General features: G+C 69.7%; 20 protein-coding genes and 2 pseudogenes. 9 read left to right on the top strand and 13 right to left on the bottom strand.

The window, feature by feature from the left end:
- Nucleotides 1-393 carry an RNA-binding S4 domain-containing protein gene (locus EL493_RS03270; RefSeq protein WP_022565959.1) on the top strand — a complete coding sequence of 131 codons (393 nt, stop codon included), beginning with the start codon at nt 1-3 and terminating at the stop codon, nt 391-393.
- Here EL493_RS03270 and EL493_RS03265 read toward each other — a convergent pair.
- Together EL493_RS03265 and EL493_RS03260 are read right to left on the bottom strand one after the other, a co-directional pair.
- A complete protein-coding gene (locus EL493_RS03265) occupies nt 390-1,520 on the bottom strand; it encodes a cation:proton antiporter (RefSeq protein WP_019050026.1) in 1,131 nt (376 codons plus the stop codon). The genes EL493_RS03270 and EL493_RS03265 overlap by 4 nt on opposite strands.
- A complete protein-coding gene (locus EL493_RS03260; RefSeq protein ID WP_019050025.1) occupies nt 1,517-1,906 on the bottom strand; it encodes a hypothetical protein in 390 nt (129 codons plus the stop codon). Before EL493_RS03260 ends, EL493_RS03265 begins: the two co-directional genes overlap by 4 nt.
- Nucleotides 1,907-2,047: 141 nt before the next feature.
- Between EL493_RS03260 and EL493_RS03255 the strand changes: the two genes are divergently transcribed.
- Complete coding sequence (locus EL493_RS03255; RefSeq protein WP_030201585.1) at nt 2,048-2,989, top strand: MBL fold metallo-hydrolase; 942 nt, start codon at nt 2,048-2,050, stop codon at nt 2,987-2,989.
- Nucleotides 2,990-2,993: 4 nt separating this feature from the next.
- Here EL493_RS03255 and EL493_RS03250 read toward each other — a convergent pair whose 3' ends face one another.
- Entirely contained in the window at nt 2,994-3,920 is a 927-nt protein-coding gene (locus tag EL493_RS03250; protein ID WP_019050023.1) for an NAD-dependent epimerase/dehydratase family protein, read from the bottom strand.
- Nucleotides 3,921-4,080: 160 nt separating this feature from the next.
- On the opposite strand from EL493_RS03250, the gene EL493_RS03245 reads away from it, so the two are divergent.
- The gene (locus EL493_RS03245) at nt 4,081-6,453 is read left to right on the top strand and encodes a lysylphosphatidylglycerol synthase domain-containing protein (RefSeq protein WP_030201582.1); all 2,373 of its coding nucleotides are present in this window, start codon (nt 4,081-4,083) and stop codon (nt 6,451-6,453) included.
- A gap of 294 nt (nt 6,454-6,747) precedes the next feature.
- The gene (locus tag EL493_RS03240; protein ID WP_022565963.1) at nt 6,748-7,515 is read left to right on the top strand and encodes a GntR family transcriptional regulator; all 768 of its coding nucleotides are present in this window, start codon (nt 6,748-6,750) and stop codon (nt 7,513-7,515) included.
- Nucleotides 7,516-7,524: 9 nt separating this feature from the next.
- Here the strand turns inward: EL493_RS03240 and EL493_RS03235 are convergent, their stop codons facing one another.
- The 5 genes and pseudogenes from EL493_RS03235 to EL493_RS03215 form a co-directional block, all read right to left on the bottom strand.
- A complete protein-coding gene (locus EL493_RS03235; RefSeq protein WP_019050020.1) occupies nt 7,525-8,940 on the bottom strand; it encodes a threonine/serine exporter family protein in 1,416 nt (471 codons plus the stop codon).
- A gap of 176 nt (nt 8,941-9,116) precedes the next feature.
- Entirely contained in the window at nt 9,117-10,235 is a 1,119-nt protein-coding gene (locus tag EL493_RS03230) for an NAD(P)H-dependent flavin oxidoreductase (protein ID WP_019050019.1), read from the bottom strand.
- 44 nt (nt 10,236-10,279) lie between these two features.
- Nucleotides 10,280-11,638, bottom strand: coding sequence for a WS/DGAT/MGAT family O-acyltransferase (locus EL493_RS03225; RefSeq protein ID WP_019050018.1), 1,359 nt, complete (start codon nt 11,636-11,638; stop codon nt 10,280-10,282).
- 222 nt (nt 11,639-11,860) lie between these two features.
- The gene (locus EL493_RS03220) at nt 11,861-12,676 is read right to left on the bottom strand and encodes a hypothetical protein (protein ID WP_126405546.1); all 816 of its coding nucleotides are present in this window, start codon (nt 12,674-12,676) and stop codon (nt 11,861-11,863) included.
- 80 nt (nt 12,677-12,756) lie between these two features.
- A pseudogene (locus tag EL493_RS03215) lies at nt 12,757-13,014 on the bottom strand (MarR family winged helix-turn-helix transcriptional regulator); the annotation flags it as partial.
- Nucleotides 13,015-13,427: 413 nt separating this feature from the next.
- Here EL493_RS03215 and EL493_RS32875 point away from each other — a divergent pair.
- Nucleotides 13,428-13,763: an MFS transporter gene (locus EL493_RS32875; protein WP_019050016.1), complete on the top strand. Its 336-nt coding sequence runs from the start codon at nt 13,428-13,430 to the stop codon at nt 13,761-13,763.
- Between the two features lie 132 nt (nt 13,764-13,895).
- Entirely contained in the window at nt 13,896-14,780 is an 885-nt protein-coding gene (locus EL493_RS03205; protein ID WP_051719419.1) for a DMT family transporter, read from the top strand.
- Between the two features lie 50 nt (nt 14,781-14,830).
- On the opposite strand, the gene EL493_RS03200 is transcribed toward EL493_RS03205, so the two are convergent.
- Both EL493_RS03200 and EL493_RS03195 read right to left on the bottom strand, forming a co-directional pair.
- Complete coding sequence (locus EL493_RS03200) at nt 14,831-16,507, bottom strand: cutinase family protein (RefSeq protein ID WP_019050014.1); 1,677 nt, start codon at nt 16,505-16,507, stop codon at nt 14,831-14,833.
- 174 nt (nt 16,508-16,681) lie between these two features.
- The gene (locus EL493_RS03195) at nt 16,682-17,677 is read right to left on the bottom strand and encodes a 1-aminocyclopropane-1-carboxylate deaminase/D-cysteine desulfhydrase (protein WP_019050013.1); all 996 of its coding nucleotides are present in this window, start codon (nt 17,675-17,677) and stop codon (nt 16,682-16,684) included.
- A 201-nt stretch (nt 17,678-17,878) separates the two neighbouring features.
- Between EL493_RS03195 and EL493_RS03190 the strand changes: the two genes are divergently transcribed.
- Nucleotides 17,879-19,156 (top strand): serine hydrolase domain-containing protein, encoded by a 1,278-nt coding sequence (locus EL493_RS03190; RefSeq protein ID WP_019050012.1) that lies wholly within the window; start codon nt 17,879-17,881, stop codon nt 19,154-19,156.
- Nucleotides 19,156-19,926 (top strand): class I SAM-dependent methyltransferase, encoded by a 771-nt coding sequence (locus tag EL493_RS03185; protein WP_019050011.1) that lies wholly within the window; start codon nt 19,156-19,158, stop codon nt 19,924-19,926. Before EL493_RS03190 ends, EL493_RS03185 begins: the two co-directional genes overlap by 1 nt.
- Here the strand turns inward: EL493_RS03185 and EL493_RS03180 are convergent.
- Nucleotides 19,923-20,180: pseudogene (locus tag EL493_RS03180) on the bottom strand (winged helix-turn-helix transcriptional regulator); the annotation flags it as partial. The gene EL493_RS03185 and the pseudogene EL493_RS03180 sit on opposite strands and share 4 nt — an antisense overlap.
- Before the next feature lie 15 nt (nt 20,181-20,195).
- On the opposite strand from EL493_RS03180, the gene EL493_RS03175 reads away from it, so the two are divergent.
- Nucleotides 20,196-20,576 carry a RidA family protein gene (locus tag EL493_RS03175; protein ID WP_019050009.1) on the top strand — a complete coding sequence of 127 codons (381 nt, stop codon included), beginning with the start codon at nt 20,196-20,198 and terminating at the stop codon, nt 20,574-20,576.
- A gap of 2 nt (nt 20,577-20,578) precedes the next feature.
- On the opposite strand, the gene EL493_RS03170 is transcribed toward EL493_RS03175, so the two are convergent.
- Together EL493_RS03170 and EL493_RS03165 are read right to left on the bottom strand one after the other, a co-directional pair.
- Nucleotides 20,579-21,382: an alpha/beta fold hydrolase gene (locus EL493_RS03170; protein ID WP_019050008.1), complete on the bottom strand. Its 804-nt coding sequence runs from the start codon at nt 21,380-21,382 to the stop codon at nt 20,579-20,581.
- Nucleotides 21,383-21,477: 95 nt separating this feature from the next.
- The gene (locus EL493_RS03165) at nt 21,478-21,756 is read right to left on the bottom strand and encodes a hypothetical protein (RefSeq protein ID WP_022565968.1); all 279 of its coding nucleotides are present in this window, start codon (nt 21,754-21,756) and stop codon (nt 21,478-21,480) included.
- Between the last annotated feature and the right edge of the window lie 251 nt (nt 21,757-22,007).

The following is a 22,007-nucleotide window of genomic DNA, read 5'->3' as shown; positions in this document are numbered from 1 at the left end:
GTGAGCCCCGCAGAACAACGTTCCACCACCCAGGCCCGTGTGGACTCCTGGACCTGGGCGGTTCGATTGTTCAAGACCCGGTCGGCCGCGGCGGAAGCCTGCCGAGCCGGACACGTGCGGATCAACGGCGTCACCGTGAAGCCCGCTCAGCAGGTGAAGCTCGGTGACGAGGTGAAGATCCGGCACGGCGGGATAGAGCGGATCGTCATCGTCGAACGGATCATCCACAAGCGCGTCGGACCACCGATCGCCGCGCAGTGCATGATCGACCGCAGCCCGCCGCCCCCGTCGAAGGAACTGCTCGCCTCCATTCCGCAGCGTGAACGCGGAGCGGGCAGGCCGACCAAGCGGGAACGCCGCGAAACCGATCGACTGATGGGTCGCGCCGACTAGACCGGCGCCTTCGCCGCCAGCCGGCTCGCCGCCACGGTCGCGCCCGCGATCGTGCACAGGGTGGCCAGCATGATCGCCGACCCCTCGCCGGGCACGAGCACACCCAGCTGACTACCCACCGTCACCGCCGCGACCGGCACCCCGATCTGGGCCGCCGCCAGCGTGCCGTAGGCCAACGGCTGGCCGATCAGCCGCGTCGACCAGTGCACCACGACCGCGCCGAGTCCGAGCGTGACGCCGAGCAGGATGAACTGCGGGTGCTCCCCGAATTCGCGCAGATTCAGCTTCGCGCCGAGCCAGACGAAGAACAGCGGCGCCAGTAGTCCGTCGCTGATCGCGAACACCTGCTTGGCGACCCGGCGGGGTTCGCCGATGCCTGCCACCGCCAGTCCAGCCACGAAGCCGCCGAGCATGATCGAGACATGCATCGCGCTGGCCACGCCGCACAGCGCGAACACCAGCACCAGGCTCACCCGCAGCTCCAAGGTGAACTTCCGTTCCTCCGAGACTTCATGCACCTGCCGTTGCGCGCCGGTCTTCTGCACGTAGCGCAGGATCAGGAACATCACGCCGCCGCACGCCGCGATCACCACCGCACCGAGCGCGGCTCGCGCCGCGTTGCCCGGGTCGATCACCAGCGGCAGGGCGACGATGCACGCGGTGTCGGCGATGGCGACCTGGGCCGTCAGCGCCAGCACCGGCGGACCGCTCAACCGCAGCGAGTCGATGATCGGCAGGGCCATGGCCGCCGAGGACGACGCCATCAGCACCGCGTAGATCGCGGCATGCCCGATGTCGAAGACCGCCGCCACCGCCCACCCCGCGACCGCCGCCACCACGCCGACCAGCGCCGCCCGCACGATGCCGGCGCCGAGCGCGCCGCGTACGGCGGGATCGCGCACCGGCACGTGTGTGCCCGCCGCGAACATCACCAGCGCGAAACCCATGTCGGCCAGGAAGACGAAGATCGGATCGGTGGGGTCGAGGATCTGCAGGCCGGTCGTCCCGAAGACGATCCCGGCCAGCAGTTCGCCGAGCAGTACGGGCAGATGCAGTCGTTTCGGCAGGGCGAGCAGCGGTCCGATCACCCCGAGCGCGACGACCAGCGCCAGGGTCGCGAAGGTCACGGCATCGCGGCGATCTTGGCCGGGATCTCGGCGTTCTCGTCGGCGAAGTAGAGTGCGCACACCCGGTGGTAGCCGTCGGCGATCAGCATCGGCACATTCTTGCGGCAGTCGCCACGGACCAGCAGGATCGGCGAGAGCTTCCGGCCCTCGTTGATCTTGAGCAGGTCCTTGCGGACGTGCGGATTGTCGGGGGTGAGCGCGTCGAGCCGGGACGCGCGCAGAATGTCTTTCGCCTTCTTCACGACCACCGGTGCGCTGCGGAGATCGGCGATGATCGCCGCGACCACCGGCTTGTCGGCCACCAGGTCGAGGTAGTCGGCCGCGGCCGGATAGTCGTGATCTTCCGGGGCGTTCTTCCACTGCACCTGGACGAGTTGCTCTGCCATCGCCTCATCATCCGCCGATCTCGCCGGGGTTAGCGGAACGGTCGCTGGATGTTGTCGTTTGTTTGCGCGATCGGTATCGGGCTACCGGCCGGGGAAAGAGACCGGTGGTCGGGGTCTGGGGGATCGCCTACGGTGACAGTTATGGGTGAGCGCAGTCCGATGTTATCGACGCTTCTCGCCTGCTGCGTCGCCGCTGCCGCGACGGTGCCCCGGCTGGTGTGTCCGCGTGGGCGCGACGCGGCCTTCCTCGCCGACCTGGTGCCGGCGCCGATTCCCCCGGCGCGCACCACCGTCGGCCTCACCGCGCTGGTGCAGGCCGACCTGTCCGCCCCGACCACCATCGTGGCCGAAGGCGTGCGCACGGTGGCTTCGACGCCGCTGACCATGTCGACCTTCCTGGTGCGTCACCCCGCCGCCACCTTCCTGGTGGACCCGGCGATCTGCGCGGGCGTGCACCAGCGGGTACTGCCCGAGCTGCCGTTCCCCGTCCCGCTGCTGGTCGCCCCCGACCGGCCGGTGCGGGGCCTCAGCGAAGCGCTCGCCGCGCACGAATTGGACGGCGCCGACATCGATTTCGTCCTCCCGACGCACCTGCACTGGGACCACGTCGCGGGCCTGTACGAACTGCCCGGCTGGGTACCGATCCGGGTGCCTGCCGCCGAATACCACTGGGCCATGGGCGGATCGCACGCTCCGATCGGGGTCGCGCGCGGCCCGCTGCGCGGCCGGGTCTTCGACCTCTACGAACTCGACGGACCGCCCGTGCTCACCTTCGCGCGCAGCCATGACCTGTTCGGTGACGGCTCGGTGCTGCTGGTCGACCTGGCCGGGCACACGCCGGGCAGCGTCGGCGTGCTGCTCGCGGTGGACGACGGCACGCGGGTACTGCTGGCGGGCGACGCGGTGTGGAGCACCCTGCAGGTGCGGCTCATCCGGGAGAAGGCGCCGCTGCTCGGCGAACTGCTCGACGCCGACCGCGACGCCGCCTTCGAGACCGTGCACCGCCTGCACGCCCTGCCCGGCGACATCGAACTGATCCCCGCCCACGACCGCGCCGCCGTCGCCGCGCGGGCCCGGCACTGAGCGCTCAGCGCGCGGCCAGCCCCTGCGCCACACTCGCGTAGCGCGGCCGCCACCCCAGCTCCTCGTGCGCCAGCGCGCTCGAGATCCGCATCGAGGTGTCCACCATGAGCGCACCGATATAGGGCACCGCCAGCTTGATCATCCACGCGGGCAGCCGGATCGGGCGGGGCGTGCCCTGGCTGCGGGCGACCTCGGCGAAGAACTCGCGCCAGGTGATCGGAGTGTCGTCGGCGAGGTTGTAGGCGCGGCCCGCCACGCCGCGTTCGAGCGCGGCCACCGTCGCCGCGGCGGCGTCCTCGACGTGCAGCCAGCTGTTCACGCCGCCCGCGCCGAGCGGGCCGACCGGGCTGTGCTTGCGCATCATGTCGGCGAACAGGTCGCTGAACGCGCCGGGGCCGTAGAACAGGCCGTACCGCAGCGCGATCCCGTCGACCGGCGCGTCGAAGACCTGCTGCTCCCCGGCGACGGTCGCGCGCACCACCTCGTCGGCCACGCCGCCGGTGTAGACCCCGAACGGGTCGCGTTCGGTCAGCGGCCGGTCGCCGTGATCCCGGTAGCCGTAGCCCAGGATCAGCGACTGGGTGACGAAGCGGCCGGCGCCCACCAGCTCGGCGGCGGCCAGCAGATTGGCGGTGCCGACGGTGCGCAGCAGGCCGGTCGGGTCGTCGGCCGGAATCCGGCGCTGCACCTTGGCATCGCGCAGCGCGGTGGCCTCGTGGACGACGGCGTCGGCGGCGGTGCCGTCGAGGGCGCGCAGCAGCCCGTCACGGTCGAGTACGTCGCCGGTGACCGGCTCGGCGCCGAGCTCGCGCACCAGCGGGTGCGCGTCGGGATTGCGCACGATGGCGCGCACCTGGTGACCGCTGGCGGTGAGCGCGCGGATCAGCGGACGGCCGATGGCGCCGGTGGCGCCTGCGAGCAGAACCTGCATGGGAGTTCCTTCCGGCGGAGTGAGTGTTTCCCTGCTTCCTGGACGCGGTGGCGCCGCCCGATGTGACGGCCTGTGACGGTCTTCACCCAGCCGACGATGACCTGCGGATTGTGCGATGTCACGGCGGGTCGGCGGCGTGTCGGTGTGTATCGTGCGGCTCATGCGAGTCGACGGTCGGGAGATCCCGGTCACGGGAAGTCTCCTGCAGCCGCTGATCCGGCGGACCAGCGACATCATCCGGGTCGTGCTGGCGGCGATCGCGGTCGGTATGGTGGTTGCGGGCTCGTTGATCACCCGGCCGGAATGGCTCGCGCTGGAACGTTCGGTGTCCAAGATCGTCGATTTCCTCAGCCCCGATCAGTCGACGCTGGTCTATCTCGTCTACGGCATGCTCATCCTGGCCCTGCCGTTCGCGATCCTGATCGAACTGGTGCTGCGCAGGCAGTGGAAGCTGCTGGCCGGCTACGCCGCGGCGGGCCTGCTCGCGTTGCTGGCGCTGTCCACCACCGGCACCGGTATCTCGACGCCGAAATGGCATCTGCCGGTACCGGACCGCTTCGACACCTTCCTGGCCCAGTTCCTCGACGATCCGCGCTGGATCGCCATGCTCGCGGCCATGCTCACCGTGTCCAGCCCCTGGCTGCCGGTGCGCCCGCGGCGCTGGATGTGGTTCCTGCTGTTGATGTTCGCGCCGATCCACCTGGTGGTCAGCTCGGTGGTGCCGGCCAGGGCGATGTTCGGGCTGGTGGTCGGCTGGCTGGTGGGCGCGGTGATCGTCTGGCTGGTCGGCACGCCCGCGCTCGAGGTACCGCTGGAGGCGGCGGTGCGGGTACTGGCCCGGCGCGGCTATACCGTGCGCGCCTTCCGGGTCGACCGGCCCGCCGGGCGGGGGCCGCTGCTGCTCGGCACCACGGTCGACGGGCCCGAGCGCGAGATCGTCGTCGAGATGTACGGCAAGAACCAGCGCAGCTTCGGCGCGGTGAAACAGCTGTGGCGCTGGATCACCTTCCGCTCCGGCGAGACCGCGCCGCTGCACGGTTCGATGCACCGGGCGGTGGAGCACCGCGCGCTGATGGGCATCGCGATCGGCGATCTCGGAATGGCCGACTGCCATCAGGTCGCGGTGGCCGGACTGGACCGTGGCTGGATGCTGTACGCGCACACCGTTCCCCACGGAACGCCGATCCGGAAACTGTCGGCGCAGGTGCTGCCAGGGGTGTGGCGGTCGCTGGCGAAACTGCACGAGAACCAGATCAGCATGGGCGATCTGCCGCCCGACTACGTGCGGGTCAGCCAGGGCGACACCCTGTTCGGCGGTTTCGCCGCCGCCGAGTTCGGCGCCTCCGAGGCCCAGCGCCAGACCGACATCGCCCAGCTGCTGGTGAGCACGACCTCGCTGTACGGCAAGCACGAGGCGGTGTCGGCGGCGATCGACGTGCTCGGTGAGCGCGCCGTCGTCACCGCGGCCCGGCGGCTGACCAAATCGGCCATGCCGAACGGGATCCGCAAGTCGGTGCCGCAGTGGACCAAGGTGATGGCCACCGCCCGCGAGGAGGTGCGCGAGCGAACCGGGCACGACCGCATCCAGTCCGAACAGCTCACCCGGTTCAGCCGCAATCAGCTGATCCAGCTGGTGCTGCTGTTCGCGCTGGTCTACGTGGCCTATCCGTTCTTCAGCCAGGTGCCGACCTTCTTCAGCCAGCTGCGCACGCTGAACTGGTGGTGGGCGCTGCTCGGTCTGGTGATCTCGGCGATCACCTATGTCGCCGCGGCGGCCGCGCTCGGCGCCTGCGCGGGCTGGGTGGCGCGGTTCCGCGATCTGTTCCTGGAACAGCTGGCCAACACCTTCGTCGCCACCACGACGCCCGCCGGTGTCGGCGGTCTCGCGCTGAGCGTGCGCTTCCTGCAGAAGGCGGGCATGACGACGATGCGGGCCACCGCCGCGGTGGCGCTGCAACAGTCGGTGCAGGTGATCACCCACCTGGTGCTGCTGGTGGTCTTCAGCATCGTGGCGGGCACCTCCACCAATCTCGCGCACATCGTGCCCGACGCGACGGTGCTGTACCTGGCCGCCGGTGTGGGTGTCGGCCTGATCGGCGCGTTCATGTTCGTGCCGACACTGCGGCGCTGGGTGAATCATTCGGTGCGCCCGCAGCTCAAGGAAGTGCTCGGCGAACTGGCCGATCTGGCGCGCGACCCGATCCGGTTCTCGATGATCGTGGGCGGCTGCGGGGCGATCACGCTCGGGCAGGCGCTGGCGCTGTGGGTCAGTGTCGAGGCCTTCGGCGGCGGGACCGACTTCGTCGCCGTCACCATCGTCACCATGATCGGCGGCACGCTGGCCTCGGCCGCGCCCACACCCGGCGGCGTCGGCGCGGTGGAGGCGGCGCTGATCGGTGGTCTGGCCGCCTTCGGCGTCCCCGCCGAGATCGCGGTCCCCGCCGTCCTGCTCTACCGCGTGCTGACCTGCTGGATTCCCGTCCTGCTGGGCTGGCCGATCATGCGCTGGATGGGTGAGAAGGACATGATCTGAGGATCGGCCGTTTTGCCGTCAGGTTGCGGGGGTAACCGAACATGATGTCGCGCAACGCTGTCTGATCCACATAGTCGCGTTGTCTTGCGAGTTTCCACCGGTTGTCCGGTACTCCGCGTGCCGTTCGGGAACGTTGCCTGCTGCTTGCCGAACAGGCCGCTCGGTCGGTTCGGGTGGATGATCGGCGCGTCGGCGTGAACCGCCCCACAGCGGTCGCGGGTGCGTGCGGGCCGGAGTGCGAGCGCATAAACTGTCTGGGACGTAGCCGGATGATGACCGAGAGGTGTTGTTTCGATGGGAGCCCGGACGGTGGTCGCCGACGTCGCCGACGAACTGGCGCGCCGGGTGGCCACCGGCGAGTACCGGCCCGGTGACCTGATGCCCTCGGTCCGCCAGGTCGCCGACGAATTCGGGATGAACCGGGCCACCGCGCAACTCACCCTCGGCAGGCTCGAGTCCTACGGTTTCGTCGAGGCTCGCCGCGGCAAGGGCTTCACCATCCGCGATGTGCGCGAAGAGGGCGGCATGGATGTCTATCGGCATCTGTTCCGCTTCTCGGTGACCGCGCCGGTCGTGGCCGCGGAGATGTTCACCGACATCGTCGAGGTGGAGCGCGGCATCGTGCTCGAGGCGCTGCTCGGTTACACCGAGGCCGAGAAGGAACTCGATCCCGCCGAGCTCGCCGCCGCCGTCGACGAGCTGGAGGCGCTGGCCCGCCAGCCGGTGCCCGACCACGTGCGGATCATCACCGCCGAGATCGCCCTGGTGCGCAAGCTGCTCGGCGTGCTCGGGATGAGCATGCAACGCGCCGTGCTGAATTCGGTGGCCGACATGGTCGTCGAGGTGCCCGAGGCGATCGCCGCCTACTTCGCGGTGGCGCCCGATCTGCACGTGCTGGTCTGGCGGGCGCTGCTCGCGGTGTGGGACGCCGAGTCGGCGCCGACCGAGGCGCAGCTGGCCCTGTTCGAGGATCTGTTCGCGCTGTACCACGAGAAGGTGATCGCCCGCTTCGACGAACTCGTCGGCGCCACCCCGGTCGAGACCACCGCCGCCACCGCCTGACCAGGCGGTTCAGCTGTCTGGGTCGGACTTTTCCGGCGGCTCGGTCCGGTGCTGCCACGGCAGGTGGGTCTGCGGCAGCATCGTCTCGATGAACGGTCCCATGTGTGGGGTGCGCGTCGCCATCAGGCCGGAGCCGACCATCACGCCCAGCGCGATCGACATCACCGACAGCAGCGCCGACACCACCACCTCCAGCCCCGTGGCCGACGTCGAGCCGGTGGAGTGCAGCACCACCTCGGAGACGCCGGTGAGGCTGATGCCGCCGGGCACCAGCATCCAGAACGCGGGCAGGAACGCCACCTGCCGCGGCGGCGCGTGCGTGCGGCCCTGGATCAGATAGGCGGCGGGCACCGCGACGAGCCCGCCCAGGAAGGTGCCGGTGAGCGGCCCCGAGATGGTCTTGCCGAGGAACTGCGCCAGATAGGTCAGATACAGCACGAGCAGCAGCCAGCCCACCGAGTTCTGCGGCGCGCTCGACCGCCAGGAGTGCCCGTAGCCGATCAGCAGCACCCCCACCAGCGGCGCCCACCAGCCCAGCTGCGCCTGGCTCACCGGCGCGCTCGACAGTTCACCGAGCAGGCTGATGCCCACGTACAGGCCCAAGGCCAGCAGGAACAGCATGTTGATGCCGTAGACCACCCGGCTCGCGCCTGCCACCATCGACCCGGTCGCCAGCTCGATGGTGCCGTTGGTCAGCATGGCGCCGGGCAGCAGCGTGGCGATCGCGGGCACCACCAGCTGGGTCGGCTGCCCACCCGACAGCGTGCCGGGGAAACCGAAGGCCAGCATCGCCACCAGCGCCGCCGCGAGCACCGGCAGCGCCAGCGACAGCAGCCGCACCTTGTCGGCGAACTGGGTCAGCAGCCCGACGACCAGACCTAGCACCACGTAGCCGACCAGCGCCCTGGCCGCCGGATTGAGCATCATCCCGAGCCCCACGGTCAGCACCACCTGGCCGAGCAGGATCAGCCAGGGCGGGCTGCCCGGCTTCGCCGACAGGATCGCGTCGAGTTCCTTCGACGCCTCCAGCGGCGGCGGCGCGTCGGCTTCGATCTTGTCGATGAGCCGGTAGAGCCCGGCGATCTGGTCCAGCGGCAACGTGCCGACCGACGCGTCGAGCATGTCGACCGCGGAGCCTTCCGGAGTGCGGACCCGCACGAACACGGCGGTGGGCAGCACCATGAAGTGGATGTTGTCGGTGCCGTAGCGTCGCGACAGCCGGTCCAGGATCTCCTGCACCCGCGCCGAGGTCTCACTCGCCCCGACCAGCGCGACGCCGATGCGGCACAGCAGGTTCAGCAGATCGGCGGGTACCGGCGGGTCGACGGGTCGCGGTGTCTCGGCCGCGTAGTCGGCGCGAGCCAGGGCGATCGCGCGGGCGACGCGACGCCGGGTCGCCGCCCAGGCGCCGATCTTGCGATCCAAGCCAGCTCACCGCCGTCCGCAACCGTGGGGCAATGGTGCGTGACGACGCCCGTTCGCGCGCGCCGCCCCGCATCGCGGGGGAATACCGCGAGTCTAGGGGAGGCGGGCGGTGGTTCCGGGCTTCTGTCGCCCGGTGTCGGCCCGGCCGGTGGCTACCGGCCGGCACCCCGCGTGACTCAGCCGTTGAGCTTGGTGAGCCGGTCGTAGGCGGTGACGTACTCCTCGACCAGGCGGTTCACCACATCGGCGCTGCGCTCGATCTTGTTCATCATGCCGACGACCTGACCGACCGGGTTGAAGTTCACGTCCTTGGCGGCCTCGGGGTAGCGGTGGCCACGCTTGACGCCGTCGAGGGCGACCATCATCTGCAGCGGCATCGGCAGCGGATCCGGGTTGTCGGCCGACTCCCAGGCGTCGGTCCAGTCGTTGCGCAGCATGCGGCAGGGCTTGCCGGTCCACGACCGCGAGCGGATGGTGTCGTGGCTGGTGGCCTCGAGGTAGGTGTCCATCTGCGCGGGCGGCACGTTGGCCTCCTCGACGGTCAGCCACAGCGAACCGGTCCACGCGCCCGCCGCGCCCATCGCCAGCGCCGCCGCGACCTGCGCGCCGTTGCCGATACCGCCGGCGGCCAGCACCGGGGTGTCGCCGATCGCGTCGATCACCTGCGGCCACAGCACCAGCGAGGACACCTCGCCGCAGTGCCCGCCACCCTCGGTGCCCTGGCAGACCACGAAGTCCAGGCCGGCCGCCTTGTGGTTCATGGCGTGCTTGACCGAGCCGCAGAGCGCGCCGATCACGCGACCGGAGTCCTGGATGCGCTTGACGACGTCCTCGGGCGGGGTGCCGAGCGCGTTCGCGACCAGCTTGGCCTTCGGGTGGTTGAGGATCACGTCGACCTGCGGGCCCGCGGTGGTCGCGGTCCAGCCCAGCAGCTCGTTGTGGTGCTCACCGTCGGGCAGCGCGGGCACGTCGTGGTCGGCCAGGATCTTCTGGGCGAAGTCGCGATGGCCCTGCGGAACCATCTGCGCCAGCTGCTTTTCCAGCTGTTCGGGGGTCAGGCCTTCGACGCCCTTGCCCTCGTACTTCGACGGGATCACCAGGTCCACGCCGTAGATGCCGTTGACGTGCTCGTCGAGCCAGGCCAGCTCCACTTCGAGCTGTTCGGCGGTGAAGCCGACGGCGCCGAGCACGCCGAGTCCGCCCGCGTTGCTCACCGCTGCGACCACGTCGCGGCAATGAGTGAAGGCGAAGATGGGGAACTCGATGCCGAGTTGTTCGCAGAATTCGGTACGCATACCGAACTGTAACACGTTCTAGTTATCTCGGAAGGGGTCGATTTTCAGGCGGCGGCGTCCTCCAGCGCGGCCAGCGAGTCCTCCAGGTGATCGAGCAGTCGATGCAGGTCGGGCAGGGTGCGGCGGCAGCCGACCAGGCCGAAATCGAGGTTGTCGCCGTTGGAGGTGAGCGTGATGTTCACGGCCTGACCGTCCAGGGGGATCGACAACGGGTAGCTCGCGTCCAGCCGCGCGCCGTTCCAGTACAGCGGGTCCCGCGAACCCGGCACGTTCGAGATGACGATGTTGAACGGCGGCGTGCCCACCGAGGCGAACCCCGGCAGCAGCATCGCCGCCAGCGGGCTCAGCATCAGCCCGGCCACGGCGAGGGTCTGCGTCGGCGTGAGCGAGCGGTACACCTCCTTGTTGCGCCGGGTCGACTCGCTCACCACGCGCAGCCGCTCCAGCGGATCGGCGACGTCGGTGCCCAGATTGCACAGCAGCGCGGCGATCTTCACGCCCTGGGTGTCGGTGTCCTCGGCGTCGCGCAGCGACATCGGCACCAGCGCGATCATCGGCTTGTCCGGCAGCGCGTCGCGTTCGAGCAGGTAGGACCGCAGCGCACCGGCCGACATCGCCAGCACCACGTCGTTGACGGTGGTGCCGGTCGCCTTCTTCACCTGCTTTATCCGGTCCATCGACCAGGTGCGCACCACGCATTTGCGGGCGCCGCCGATCGGCACGTTGAACAGCGTGCGTGGCGCCTCGAACGGCAGGGTCAGCTGCTGTTCCACCAGTCCGGTGCGGGCCGCGCGGAGCAGCGCCGCGCCCGACGAACCGGCCGAGGAGAGATTGCCGAGCAGCCCGCCCAGCCGGGAGCGCTGCGGCCGCGGCCGGTCGGGGCGCTGGGCGCGCGGCAGGTTCCACGGCTTCTTGAGCTCGGGATCGAACTGGTCGGTGGTGAGGGTGCGGCGCAGCAGGCGCTGCGCGGACACGCCGTCGATCAGCGAGTGGTGCATCTTCGAGTAGAGCGCGAACCGGCCGTCGGCCAGGCCCTCCACGAAATGCAGCTCCCACATCGGGCGGTGCCGGTCGAGCAGGGCGCTGTGCAGCTTCGAGGCGTGGTCGAGCAGCTGACCCATCCGGCCCGGCGCGGGCAGCGCGCTGCGCTGGACGTGGTAATCCAGGTCGACCTCGCCGTCCTGGGTCCAGGCCAGCTGCGGTGCGCCGAGCAAGGTGGCGGGCCGCTTGCGGAAGGTTGGTCGCAGGGTCTGCTCGGCGAGCAGGGCATCGCGGAACTCGCGCAGATAGTCCGGGCCCGCGCCCTCCGGTGGTTCGAAAAGATGCAGTGATCCCACGTGCATCGGGTGCTCGCGTGACTCCGCGAGCAGGAACAGCGCATCCAACGGCGCGATGAACTCCATGACAGAACGCCCCCTGACGAGAGTGGTTCGGTACAAGTCTGCTGACGATCGACCACGCTGTCGGGCCGGCACGGTGACGCTGCACGTGCCGTATTCCAAGTTACCCGCCCGTCCGCCATCTCGTCATGCGAAACGGCGATCGCGCCGGTCTCCGGTTGTTCACCGGATGTTCAATCAGCAGAACCGAACTGGACGGTCGAGCTGATCTGTCGGGAGTTCCGCTCAGACCTGGGCGGGCTCGGCCTTGCGCATCTCGACCACGTCCGCCTCGACGACCTCGACCACGCGCAGTTCCGCGGTCTGCTCCTCGACCTGCGGTTCGGCGGCCGCCTCCGCGGCAACGGGTTCCTCGGCGATGGGTTCCTCGACTGCGGGCTCCTCGACGACGGGCTCGGGCACCGCCGCCGGAACCGGCGCCACCGCAGGGCCTTTCGTGGCGATGTCGATCCCCAGCTCGATCCGGGTCGTCTCCACCAGGGCGCGCTCCTGCTCGGCCGCGTGCCGCATCGCCTTCTGCCACAGCGAGGCCATCTCCTCGAGTTCCTCGACCGTGGCCTCCACATCGATGTGCAGCTTCAGCCGCTGCATCGTGATGTGCTGGGCGGCGGTGAGGGTGCGCAGCAGGTCCTCGCACTTGTTCGGGATCCGGCGATGCGCCACCACCCGCAGGCGGGTCAGCATGCTGCTCGGGCGATCCCAGATCACCTTGTGGATCTGCGCGCCCACATTGTCGATCTCCTCGGTGGTGACCAGATCCCAATCCCCGCAATTGGTCAGGTCGGCGCGCACCGAGGCCGAGGTCTCCAGGATGGAGGCCACGGCCGCGAGCACGGCCTCCCGGCGCCACGCCTCGTGATCGCGCTGGTCACCCACCATGTTCGACAGCTCGACATTGCGCTGGGCGGCGTCGAGCGCCTGCCTGCCGCGCTCGTCGGCGGCCGCGATGCCTTCGCGGTGGGTGCGGTTGTTGGCGATGACGCCGACCAGAACTGCGGCGGCGACGATGAGCGAGCCGAGGAGGGGGAGCCACTGAGTCACACCGCCGATCATTGCACCGAGGCACCGCACAGTCACCATGATCGGCGCGTTGCCTGGCGATGTCGTACGGAGTGTCGCGGTCAGCGAGGTGCGGGAACGTGGTGCAGGAAGCCGACGAGGGCGGCCAGTTCGGGGACCCGCTCGGCATCCGAAAGTGCTTGTTCCAGTACGCGATCATGCGTCGGCCGCGCCTGTTCGTAGGCGGCCCTTCCGGTTTCGGTGAGCTCGGTGTAGATGCCGCGCCGATCGTCGGCGCACAGCACCCGCACCAGGAAGCCGCGATCCTCGAGCCGGTTCACCAACCGGGTGGTGGCGCTGGCCGACAGCGCCGCTGCGCGGAGTTCGTCATCGCCGGACTGCTCTCCGCGGTGGCGGGCGACATGGGTGTCTCCGTGCCGACCGCCGGCTACCTCATCTCCGGCTACGCGCTGGCCGTTGTCGTCGGCGCGCTGGCTCTGACGCCGGTGGTCAACCGGTGGCAGCCCAAACGAGCATTGCAGCTGCTCATGGTGCTGTTCACGGTGGGCAACGCCGCCTCGGCGCTCGCGCCCGGCTACGCGGCGCTGCTGGGCTGGCGGGCCACCTTCGCGGTGATCACCGTCGTCGGCCTGGTCGCGCTCGCCGGCATCACCGCCCTCGTGCCCGACGCGCCCGCCGCGAGCGCGCGCCCGGATCTGCGCGCGGGCGCTGGGCCGACCGCGCCCTCACCCGCACCCTGCTCGCGCTCACCCTGGCCCTCGGCCTGTCGCTGGTGGCCTTCGCGCTACTGGCCGAGTACAAGCTCGCCGCGCTGCTGTTGCTGCCCGCCATGGGCTTCTTCGGCTTCGGCGCGACGCCGGGTCTGCAGATGCGCGTCCTCGACCACGCCGCCGACGCGCCGACCCTGGCGTCCTCGGCCAATATCGCGGCCTTCAATGTGGGCAATTTCCTCGGCGTCTGGCTCTCGGGCCTGGCGATCGGCGCGGGACTGGGCTGGGTCTCGCCGCTGTGGGTCGGCGCGGGCATCGCCGCGACGGGCCTGGTGGTGCTGCTGGCCGCGACTCGGGCCGGGCGGACCACGCCGGCTGCCGAGCCCGTCGCGGTCTGAGCTCCCACCCGAGAGCGGGTGGCCGGATATTGACGGAATATGTCACTCCGGCCACTCGCGCCGCTCGTGCCGAATCATAGGATGAAATTCGCGGGGCGGGCTCGCGCGACGTGATCGGAACGGTGGTGGCGGGTGAGTAGGCGCGGGTGGGTGCTGTTCCTGGCGCTCGGGGTGATCTGGGGCGTGCCCTACGCGATGATCCGCATCGCGGTCGAGAGTCTCGACCCGGTGGTCGTCGCCTTCGGGCGCACCGCCATCGGCGGGCTGCTGCTGTTGCCGATCGCTTTGTACACCAACGCCTTCCGCGGGGTGCTCGCCCGCTGGCGGGTGCTGCTGGCCTACACCGCGGTCGAGATCATCGGCCCGTGGGTGCTGCTCGGCTACGCGGAGCAGACGCTGCACAGTTCCACCGTGGGCCTGCTGGTGGCCGCCGTTCCGCTGATCGCTGTCGTCATCGTGACGTTGCTCGGCCACGACCGCTTCGACGGACGACGCACCGTCGGCCTGCTCATCGGATTCGCCGGTGTCGCGGCGCTTGTCGGCCTCGACCTCGACCTCACCGACCCGGCCGCGCTGGCCGCCGTCGCGGTGACGACCATCGGTTACGCCGTTGGCCCGATCATCTACGACCGCACCCTGGCCGACCTGCCCGCGCTCGGCGTGGTCACCGCGTCGCTGCTGCTGGCGGCCCTCGTCTACACGCCGTTCAGCGCGGCCTCCTGGCCCACGCACATCCCCGCCGACGCCGCCTGGTCGGTGCTCGGCCTGGCCGTGATCTGCACGGCCACCGCGTTTCTCGTGTTCTTCGCGCTCATCGCCGAGGTCGGTCCCGCGCGGGCCACCGTCATCACCTATGTCAACCCGGCGGTCGCGATCGTGCTCGGGGTCGCCGCGCTCGGCGAACCGCTGACCATCGGGATGGCTCTCGGTTTCCCACTGGTCGTCATCGGCTCGATCATCGGAACCCGGAGCGCCGTCCGGGTCCAGGACACACTGCCCGCGCCCGCCGACCGCTAGACGCGAAATCCCCGGCAGGCGTTGCCTGCCGGGGATTCTCGGGTTTCGTGCTAATTCGTCGGAGCCGTGGTGGTGGTGCTGGTCGGGGCGACGGTCGTGGTCGGCGCCACCGTGGTGGTGGTCGGCGCCGGCGCCTCGGTGGTGGTCGTCGGCGCGGGCGCCGCGGCCTGGTTGGTCGCCGGTTCCTGCACCGGCGCCTGGGTGGTCGACGGGGTCGTGGTCGACGGCGTGGTGGTGGACGGGGCGACCGTCGTCGTCGACTGGGTGGTCGAGGTCGTGGACTTGGCGGTGGTGCTCGCCTTGGCCGAGGTGGTGGTGCTCGGCGCGGCCGCGGTGGTGGTCGTGGCCGGCTGGGTCGGGGCGGCCAGGGCGGCCGTCACGTCGGCATCGGTCGGCGCCGACTTGGTGTTCACCGTCTCGCCCGCCTGCGCCTGCTTGGCCAGGTGGGTCAGCCACGCCGCCGCGTACTCGGCCGAGGTCAGCGGCTTGCCGTTGGCGGCGTCGGAGTCACGCCAGTAGTCGAAGTGGTGACCGGTCCCGTTCGGGCCCAGCGTGAGCTGGTACGGGTCGCTCATCGCCACCGGAATGGTGTTCTGGTTCGTCACGATGAGGCCGACGATCTCGTTGAACACCTTCTGCGGCAGGTACGCCAGCGGCGAGATCTGCTCGCCCGCGATGGTGTCGGCCTTGGCGGGCGCCTTGGTCTGGCCCGGCTTGTAGTCCGGATCCGACACCTTCAGCAACACGTCGAGGAAGGTCTCGTCACTGGCCATCCAGTTCGGGTTCGCGGCGATGTCGGAGAAGGCCGCCATCGCGATCCGGCCCAGCGTGAAGGCCATGTCCTGGCCGGTGGCCGGGGTGAGACCGTCGCGCTGCAGGTCGTCGACATTGATCTGCCGGCCGACATTGGCGGCCAGCTGCAGCAGCGAGATGTTCTCCGGCGCCGCGCAGGTGAGGTCGCCCTCGGAGCAGAAGGAGGCGATCTTGCCGTTCAGCGCGCCGAAGCCGCCGCCGGTGGTCACGCCCTGGCCGGAGATCGGCTTGGTGCCGTTCTGGTACTTCTGGTCGAAGCCGTCCGGGTTGGCGAAGGGGTCCTCCGCGCCGATGAACGGTCCGTCGCCCGCCTGGCGGCCGGCGTCGGCGAACATCACCACACCGAGCACGTCGTCCGGGTCGACGACCGCGTAACCGTCGGCGGGGTCGTCGTTGCCGATGCCCTCCGCGACGCGGCGCACCACGTCGGCGCCCTCGCTGTAGCCGACGATGGAGAACTTGGTGTCCGGGCAGGCCGCCGAGATCTCCCGCATCACCTGCTGGGTGTTGGCCACGCCCTGGTTGACCGCGTCCTCGTAGGTCCGCATGTCGGCCGGGTAGGCGATGTAGATGGCCGCGTACTCGCCCTCGGCGAGGTCGTCGCGCGGGGCGTTGACCACCGGGTCGACCCACACGCTGCTGTGATCACCCGACAGCGCCGCGGGCAGCGGGTTGCCGTTGGCGTCGAGCAGCATCGCCGTGGTGCCCTCGACCGGGGTGTCGTTGCGACCGGCCACCGAGATGGTCACCATCTCGCGGCACTCGGTCACCGAGGTGGTGAGCTGGTAGGAGGGGGATTCCGGCTGCGACGTCACCGCGAACGACGCGGCGACGATGGCCGCGACACCCAGCGCCGCCGGTGCGGCGACAGCCGAAGCGATGCGATGTTTCGCAACGAACTCGCGCAGATTCATATGCTGTTCCCGTTCGAATGACCTACAGGTGGGCAGGCCCCCCGACGGGCCGTTTGTCACAGCCTTTGTCGTGCCACCCGGAAAGATCGTTACTGGCGCGAACAGCACTCCGGTGCCCCCGATTCCGGGGGCACGCGGCCGAACAGCCGGAATCGGCGCTGGTAGCGAGGTCGCTCAGCGGGGTCCGTTGGTGTTCAAGAACACGACCGGACCGTCTCCCAACATGCCGTCCGCGTCGAGTGCGCGCACCGCCGCCATGGCCTTCGCGGTGTACACGGGCTCGAGCGTCAGCCCCGCCGACGCGGCCAGTTCGGCCGCCCGCGCGCCCTGCTCGGTCGGGTGCCCGTAGCCCGCGCCGAGCTGGTCGGTGACCAGCAGCAGCCGATCCGCGGCGAGCCCCACCCGCGGCAACGCCGCCCCGCGCGCACGCAACAGCGCTTCGGTGCGCCGCGCCGACCGCAGCAGGCTCGGCGCGTCCAGCCGCAGCTGATCGTTGACGACCACCCCCACCACCCTGGTGGACAAGCCGGCCAGCTCGAGCCCGAGCAGCAGCCCCGCGACGGTCCCGCCCGACCCGACCGCGGTCACGATATGCGTCGGTTCCGGAATCTCCCCCGCGGCGACCTGGTCGGCCAGTTCCAGCGCGGCCTCGACGTACCCGAGCACACCCACCGTCGACGAACCACCCGCGGGCAGCAGATACGGCGGCTTCCCGCCTGCGGAGTGACGCACCAGCAGATACGGCACCGCGGCGATGGTGCGCGCCTTCGTGTGCGTGAAATACAGGGTGGCCCCGCTGTGTTCGAGCCGCGTCAGCTGCGCGCGCACATGCTCGTCCACCGGCTGATCCACCAGCGTCAGCACCGTCGCCAGACCCGACTCTCGCGCGTACAGGGCGGTGGCCAGTCCCCAATTCGTGCCGAGGCCACCGACGCTCAGGATGGTTCGTCGTCCGCGCCGGATCGCGTCGGGGATCAGCCATTCGAGCTTCCTGACCTTGTTCCCGCCCCAGCCGCCGTCGCCGTAGGCGCCGTCGTCCTTGAGCCACAAGTGCGCGCTGCCCCCGGAAACCCCGGTGATCCGGCGGACCGGAGTCGGCCCCGAGCCCAGCCGGATATGCGGCAGCGTCTCCCGCAACGCCTCGAACCGTTCGTGCAGCAGCGCCGTCATTCCGCCAGCCTTTCCCGGCGCCCGCGACCGGCACCCGGATCGAGGATATCGATCGCGCCCGCCCGCTCGCCGGTTTTGCGGTGCGTCAGCTCTTTCCCGCAGGTATCGCGAGTCATAGAATTCGTTCGATCCCATTTTCCGAAAGACGCCAGGACGGTCGAATTTCCCGTATTTCGCACAGGTTGACCAGGAAGGTGACCGATGTCCGTTTCCCGGAATGTTCTGGCGATCGTCTGCACGCTGGGTCTGCTGGCGGCGGCGTGCTCCTCGAACGAGAACGCGAAGGATTCCCCGTCGACCTCGGGCGCACCACCGAGCTACTCGACCGAGGACCCCGCGCAGGCCGAGGCCATCCTCCGGATCGTCGACGACTACATGCGCGAAGCGCACCTGAAATCGGTGATCGTGCGGGTGACCGTCGACGGGAAGGAGCTGGTCACCGCGGCCAGGGGCGAGTCCATGACCGGCGTGCCCGCCACCACCGCCATGCATTTCCGCAACGGCGCCGTCGCCCTCTCCTATATATCGACGCTGCTGTTGATCCTGGCCGACGAGGGGAAACTGAGCCTCGACGACAAACTCTCGAAATACCTGCCCGACATTCCCGATGCCGACCGGGTGAATCTGCGTCAACTCGCCCAGATGACTTCGGGTTACCACGATTTCGTGCTCGGCAACGAGAAATTCGCGGAGATCGCCTACGCGGATCCGTACAAGGCCTGGACCACCGAGGACCAATTGTCCCTCGCCATCAACGATCCGCTGTGGTTCGAACCGGGCACCAACTGGGCCTACGCGCACACCAACTACGTGCTCCTCGGACTGGTCCTGGCGAAGGTCACCGGCACCACGCTCGCCGAGGCGCTCCAGGCGAAGGTGCTCGACCCGCTCGGGCTGAAGAACACCGTCCCGAACCTCACGCCCTACATCCCCGAACCGGTGCTGCACTCGTTCACCTCCGAACGCCGCGACTATTTCGACCTGGCGCCCGACGTGCCGTTCTACGAGGAATCCACCTACTGGAACCCGTCGTGGACCCTGAGCCACGGCGCCATCCAGACCAGCGACATCCGCGATCTCGAGCGCACCGCCGTGGCGATCGGCACCGGCGAGCTGCTGTCCGACGAGTCGTACCGGGCCATGACCACGACCGACCTGCGCGGCAAGACCACCGCGGTCCCCGGCTGCGTCAACTGCCGCCCGCTCGACGAATTCCAGACCTACGGCCTCGGCCTGTGGCTCACCGGCGACTGGTCCTACCAGAATCCGCTGTTCTACGGCGCCGCCGCCGTCAACGCCTACCTGCCGTCGAAGAAGATCGCCATCGCGGTGGCCGTCACCTACCTGCCCGAGGCGTTCAGTTCCTCCGGCGGCTACTCCAACGGCGGCGACGCGCTGTTCCGCAAGATCGGCGCTCACCTCGCCCCCGAGGACGCGCCGCCGGTCAAACAGGACACGCCGCCGCAGGGCGGTTCGTAGTGGCCGATTGGGACGGCGCCGGGTACGCCCACATCAGCGCGCTGCAGCGGGCGATGGCGACGGCCGCGATCGAGTCCGTCCAGGTCACCGGCGGCGAGAACGTGCTCGACGTGGGCTGCGGCGACGGCTACATCACCCGCCTGATCGCGGCCAGGGTGCCCGGCGGCTCGGTGCTCGGCCTCGACCCCTCGCCCCGGATGATCGCGACCGCCCGCGCCGCCGACGACCAGCTCACCAATGTCGATTTCCAGGTCGGCGATGTCACGACCATGACCTTCGCCGGTGACTTCGACCTGGTCGTCTCGTTCAACGCCTTGCACTGGGTCACCGACCAGGAGACCGCCTACCGCCGCATCGCCGCCGCGCTCACACCCGCCGGCCGCGTGCTCGTGCAGTACGTCTGCGACGGCGAGCGCCCCAGCATCGAGGACATCGCGATGACGGTCACCGGCGAACCCCGCTGGTCGGCGGCCTTCACCGGCTTCGCGCGCCCCTTCGTCCACATCGATCCCGAGGCGCTCCCCGCCATCGCGGCTGCCGCGGACCTCCGGGTCACCGAACGATCCGTCACCGACCGGGAATGGGACTTCGGCTCCCGCGAAGCCTTCACCCGCTGGTGCACAGTCGGTTTCGCCGACTGGACCGCCCACCTGCCCGCCGCCGACATCCCCGCCTTCGTCGACGAGGTCGTCGACCGCTACGAAGCCGTCACCGGCCACCCCGGCCTGTTCCGCTTCCTACAGCTGCGCGCCGAACTGACGCGCCGTTAGTCCTCGTCGAAGCGTTCTCGAGCCGACTCGACATCGGGCAGCGTCGCGGTGGCCCAGTGCAAGAGCGCGTCGATGAGGTCCTGCAGCGACCGGCCGATCCGCGTGATCCGGTACTCGACGGCGACCGGCCGTGTCCCCGTGACGACCCGCTCGACCATCCCGTTGCGCTCCAGCCGCCGCAGCGCGGTGGTGAGCGATTTCTGCGTCACGACCGGAATCGCCCGGCGAAGTTCGTTGAACCGCCCGTCCAGCTCCTGACCCCCGACAACATGTTCGCTCCCGTTCCCTACCACCATGTTTCGATCAGCACCGGCACGCGCCAGGTGCGGGTGGCCGGACAGATCGCTCGCGATGCCGACGGCAACCCGGTCGCCCCCGGTGACCTCACCGGCCAACTCGCCTGTGCCCTGCGCAACACCGCGCGCGGCCTGGCCGGTGTCGGCGCGACCTTCGCCGACGTGGTCCGGCTGCGGTTCTATGTCACCGACTGGCATCCCGACAAGTACCCGGCCTTCCTCGCCGGCATCGAACAGGTCGTCGCCGAACTCGGCATTCCCGACCCGCTGCCGCCGGTGTCCGCGATCGGCGTCGACTACCTCTTCGAACCCGATGTGCTGGTGGAAGTGGAGGCCGACGCCGTCCTCGACTGACCTCACCGGTCGAGCGTGGCGACCTCGCGCACCGAATCGGCGATGGCACGGAAGTCCTTGCGCAGCAGGGCACCGTGATTGCTCGGCACCTTGGCGCCGATGCGGATGTTCGGATTGCGGGTGGTCGCCGCGTCCAGGCCGCTGCGGATCTTCTCCTGCTCGTCGCGCTTGCTGCCGAACGAGGTACCCGAGGCCACCACGTACCGCACCGGCACCGTGATCGCGTCCAGCACCGGACCCAGTTCGTTCGTGCGGGACAGCTTGCCGAGCTCGATATTGCTCTCGGCCTGCTGCGCGGCGGTCATCCGCGGGGCCAGACCGGTCGGCCGCAGCAGCGGCATCACCCAGCTCAGCCGCTTGAACAGGGTGCGGATCCGCTGCTCCATGGCGTCGTCGAGCCAGTCGTACGGGAAGGCGCCGTCGACCAGCACCGCGCCGATGGTGCGCTCCGGATTCCGTTCGGCCCAGTGCGCGCCGACGACCGCGCCGTAGGACCAGCCCACCAGCAGCGCCCGCTCCACGCCGCGGGCCGCCAGCACCGCGTCCACGTCGCGCACGGCCGCCTCGAACGAGTAATCGGCCGACAGCTTGGACTTGCGGCCACGGGCCCGCTCGTCGAAGGTGATGTGCCGGAACCCCGGACCCAGCTCGGCGATGGTCTTGCGCCAGTACCCCTGGGTCGCGAACTGCCCGTTGAGGTAGAGCACCGGCATACCGTCGCCCCCGCTGTCGGTGACAGCCAGTTCGGTGTCGTCGACGGCGACCATCCCGGCCCACGCGGTGTCGTTCGAATGCTGCGCGGTCATGTGGACCACCCCTTTCGGCTCGTTTCTGATGCGACTACTGTCGCGAGCCGACCTGACACCGCCCTGACATCACCCTGACGCGCCCACTGACACCGTCACCACAGATCCACCCACTGCGGCCGCTGCGGCACATCGAAACCCCCGACCCGCCCCCGCACCAGCATCGGCAGCTGCGCCCCGGCCTCGAACCGCCGCACCATCGCCTTCGCGGTAGCCCGCCGAAACTCGTTCATCGCGAACTCCTTCCGCATCCGCCGCTCTTCCCCCGACTCCGGATGGACGAACGTCACCTCGATCCGCACCCGATGCGTGGCGAATGGATTGTTCGACGTCCGCGTCACCCGATGCCCGGACTCCACCACCGTCGCCTGCACCGGTGTAGCGCGGATTGGCCCACGTCTTCATCCCCACCCCTGACTCCAGCCTTTCGCCCCAACTATCTGGTCTAGTCGACGCCTAATGGTGGACTAGGCGTCCTCTCCATCAAGGTCGTCTAAGACAGGACATCTCGCGCCGGGACCGGTAGCCGCAGGTCAAGTAGCATAGTTGCGTGTCCCCAACCACAGGCCTTCGCACACCGGCTATAGTTCAGGGACACGACGGCAGTTGAAGATTGGTCACGTAT

Source organism: Nocardia asteroides, assembly GCF_900637185.1.
GTDB lineage: Bacteria > Actinomycetota > Actinomycetes > Mycobacteriales > Mycobacteriaceae > Nocardia > Nocardia asteroides.
This window is presented reverse-complemented; position numbering and strand designations above follow the sequence as displayed.

Excerpts from the sequence above, each read along its gene's own strand:
- EL493_RS03260 (WP_019050025.1), bottom strand. The coding sequence starts at position 1,906 with ATGGCAGAGCAACTCGTCCAGGTGCAGTGGAAGAACGCCCCGGAAGAT.
- EL493_RS03255 (WP_030201585.1), top strand. The coding sequence starts at position 2,048 with ATGGGTGAGCGCAGTCCGATGTTATCGACGCTTCTCGCCTGCTGCGTC.
- EL493_RS03250 (WP_019050023.1), bottom strand. The coding sequence starts at position 3,920 with ATGCAGGTTCTGCTCGCAGGCGCCACCGGCGCCATCGGCCGTCCGCTG.
- EL493_RS03245 (WP_030201582.1), top strand. The coding sequence starts at position 4,081 with ATGCGAGTCGACGGTCGGGAGATCCCGGTCACGGGAAGTCTCCTGCAG.
- EL493_RS03240 (WP_022565963.1), top strand. The coding sequence starts at position 6,748 with ATGGGAGCCCGGACGGTGGTCGCCGACGTCGCCGACGAACTGGCGCGC.
- EL493_RS03230 (WP_019050019.1), bottom strand. The coding sequence starts at position 10,235 with ATGCGTACCGAATTCTGCGAACAACTCGGCATCGAGTTCCCCATCTTC.
- EL493_RS03225 (WP_019050018.1), bottom strand. The coding sequence starts at position 11,638 with ATGGAGTTCATCGCGCCGTTGGATGCGCTGTTCCTGCTCGCGGAGTCA.
- EL493_RS03200 (WP_019050014.1), bottom strand. The coding sequence starts at position 16,507 with ATGAATCTGCGCGAGTTCGTTGCGAAACATCGCATCGCTTCGGCTGTC.
- EL493_RS03195 (WP_019050013.1), bottom strand. The coding sequence starts at position 17,677 with ATGACGGCGCTGCTGCACGAACGGTTCGAGGCGTTGCGGGAGACGCTG.
- EL493_RS03190 (WP_019050012.1), top strand. The coding sequence starts at position 17,879 with ATGTCCGTTTCCCGGAATGTTCTGGCGATCGTCTGCACGCTGGGTCTG.
- EL493_RS03175 (WP_019050009.1), top strand. The coding sequence starts at position 20,196 with ATGTTCGCTCCCGTTCCCTACCACCATGTTTCGATCAGCACCGGCACG.
- EL493_RS03170 (WP_019050008.1), bottom strand. The coding sequence starts at position 21,382 with ATGACCGCGCAGCATTCGAACGACACCGCGTGGGCCGGGATGGTCGCC.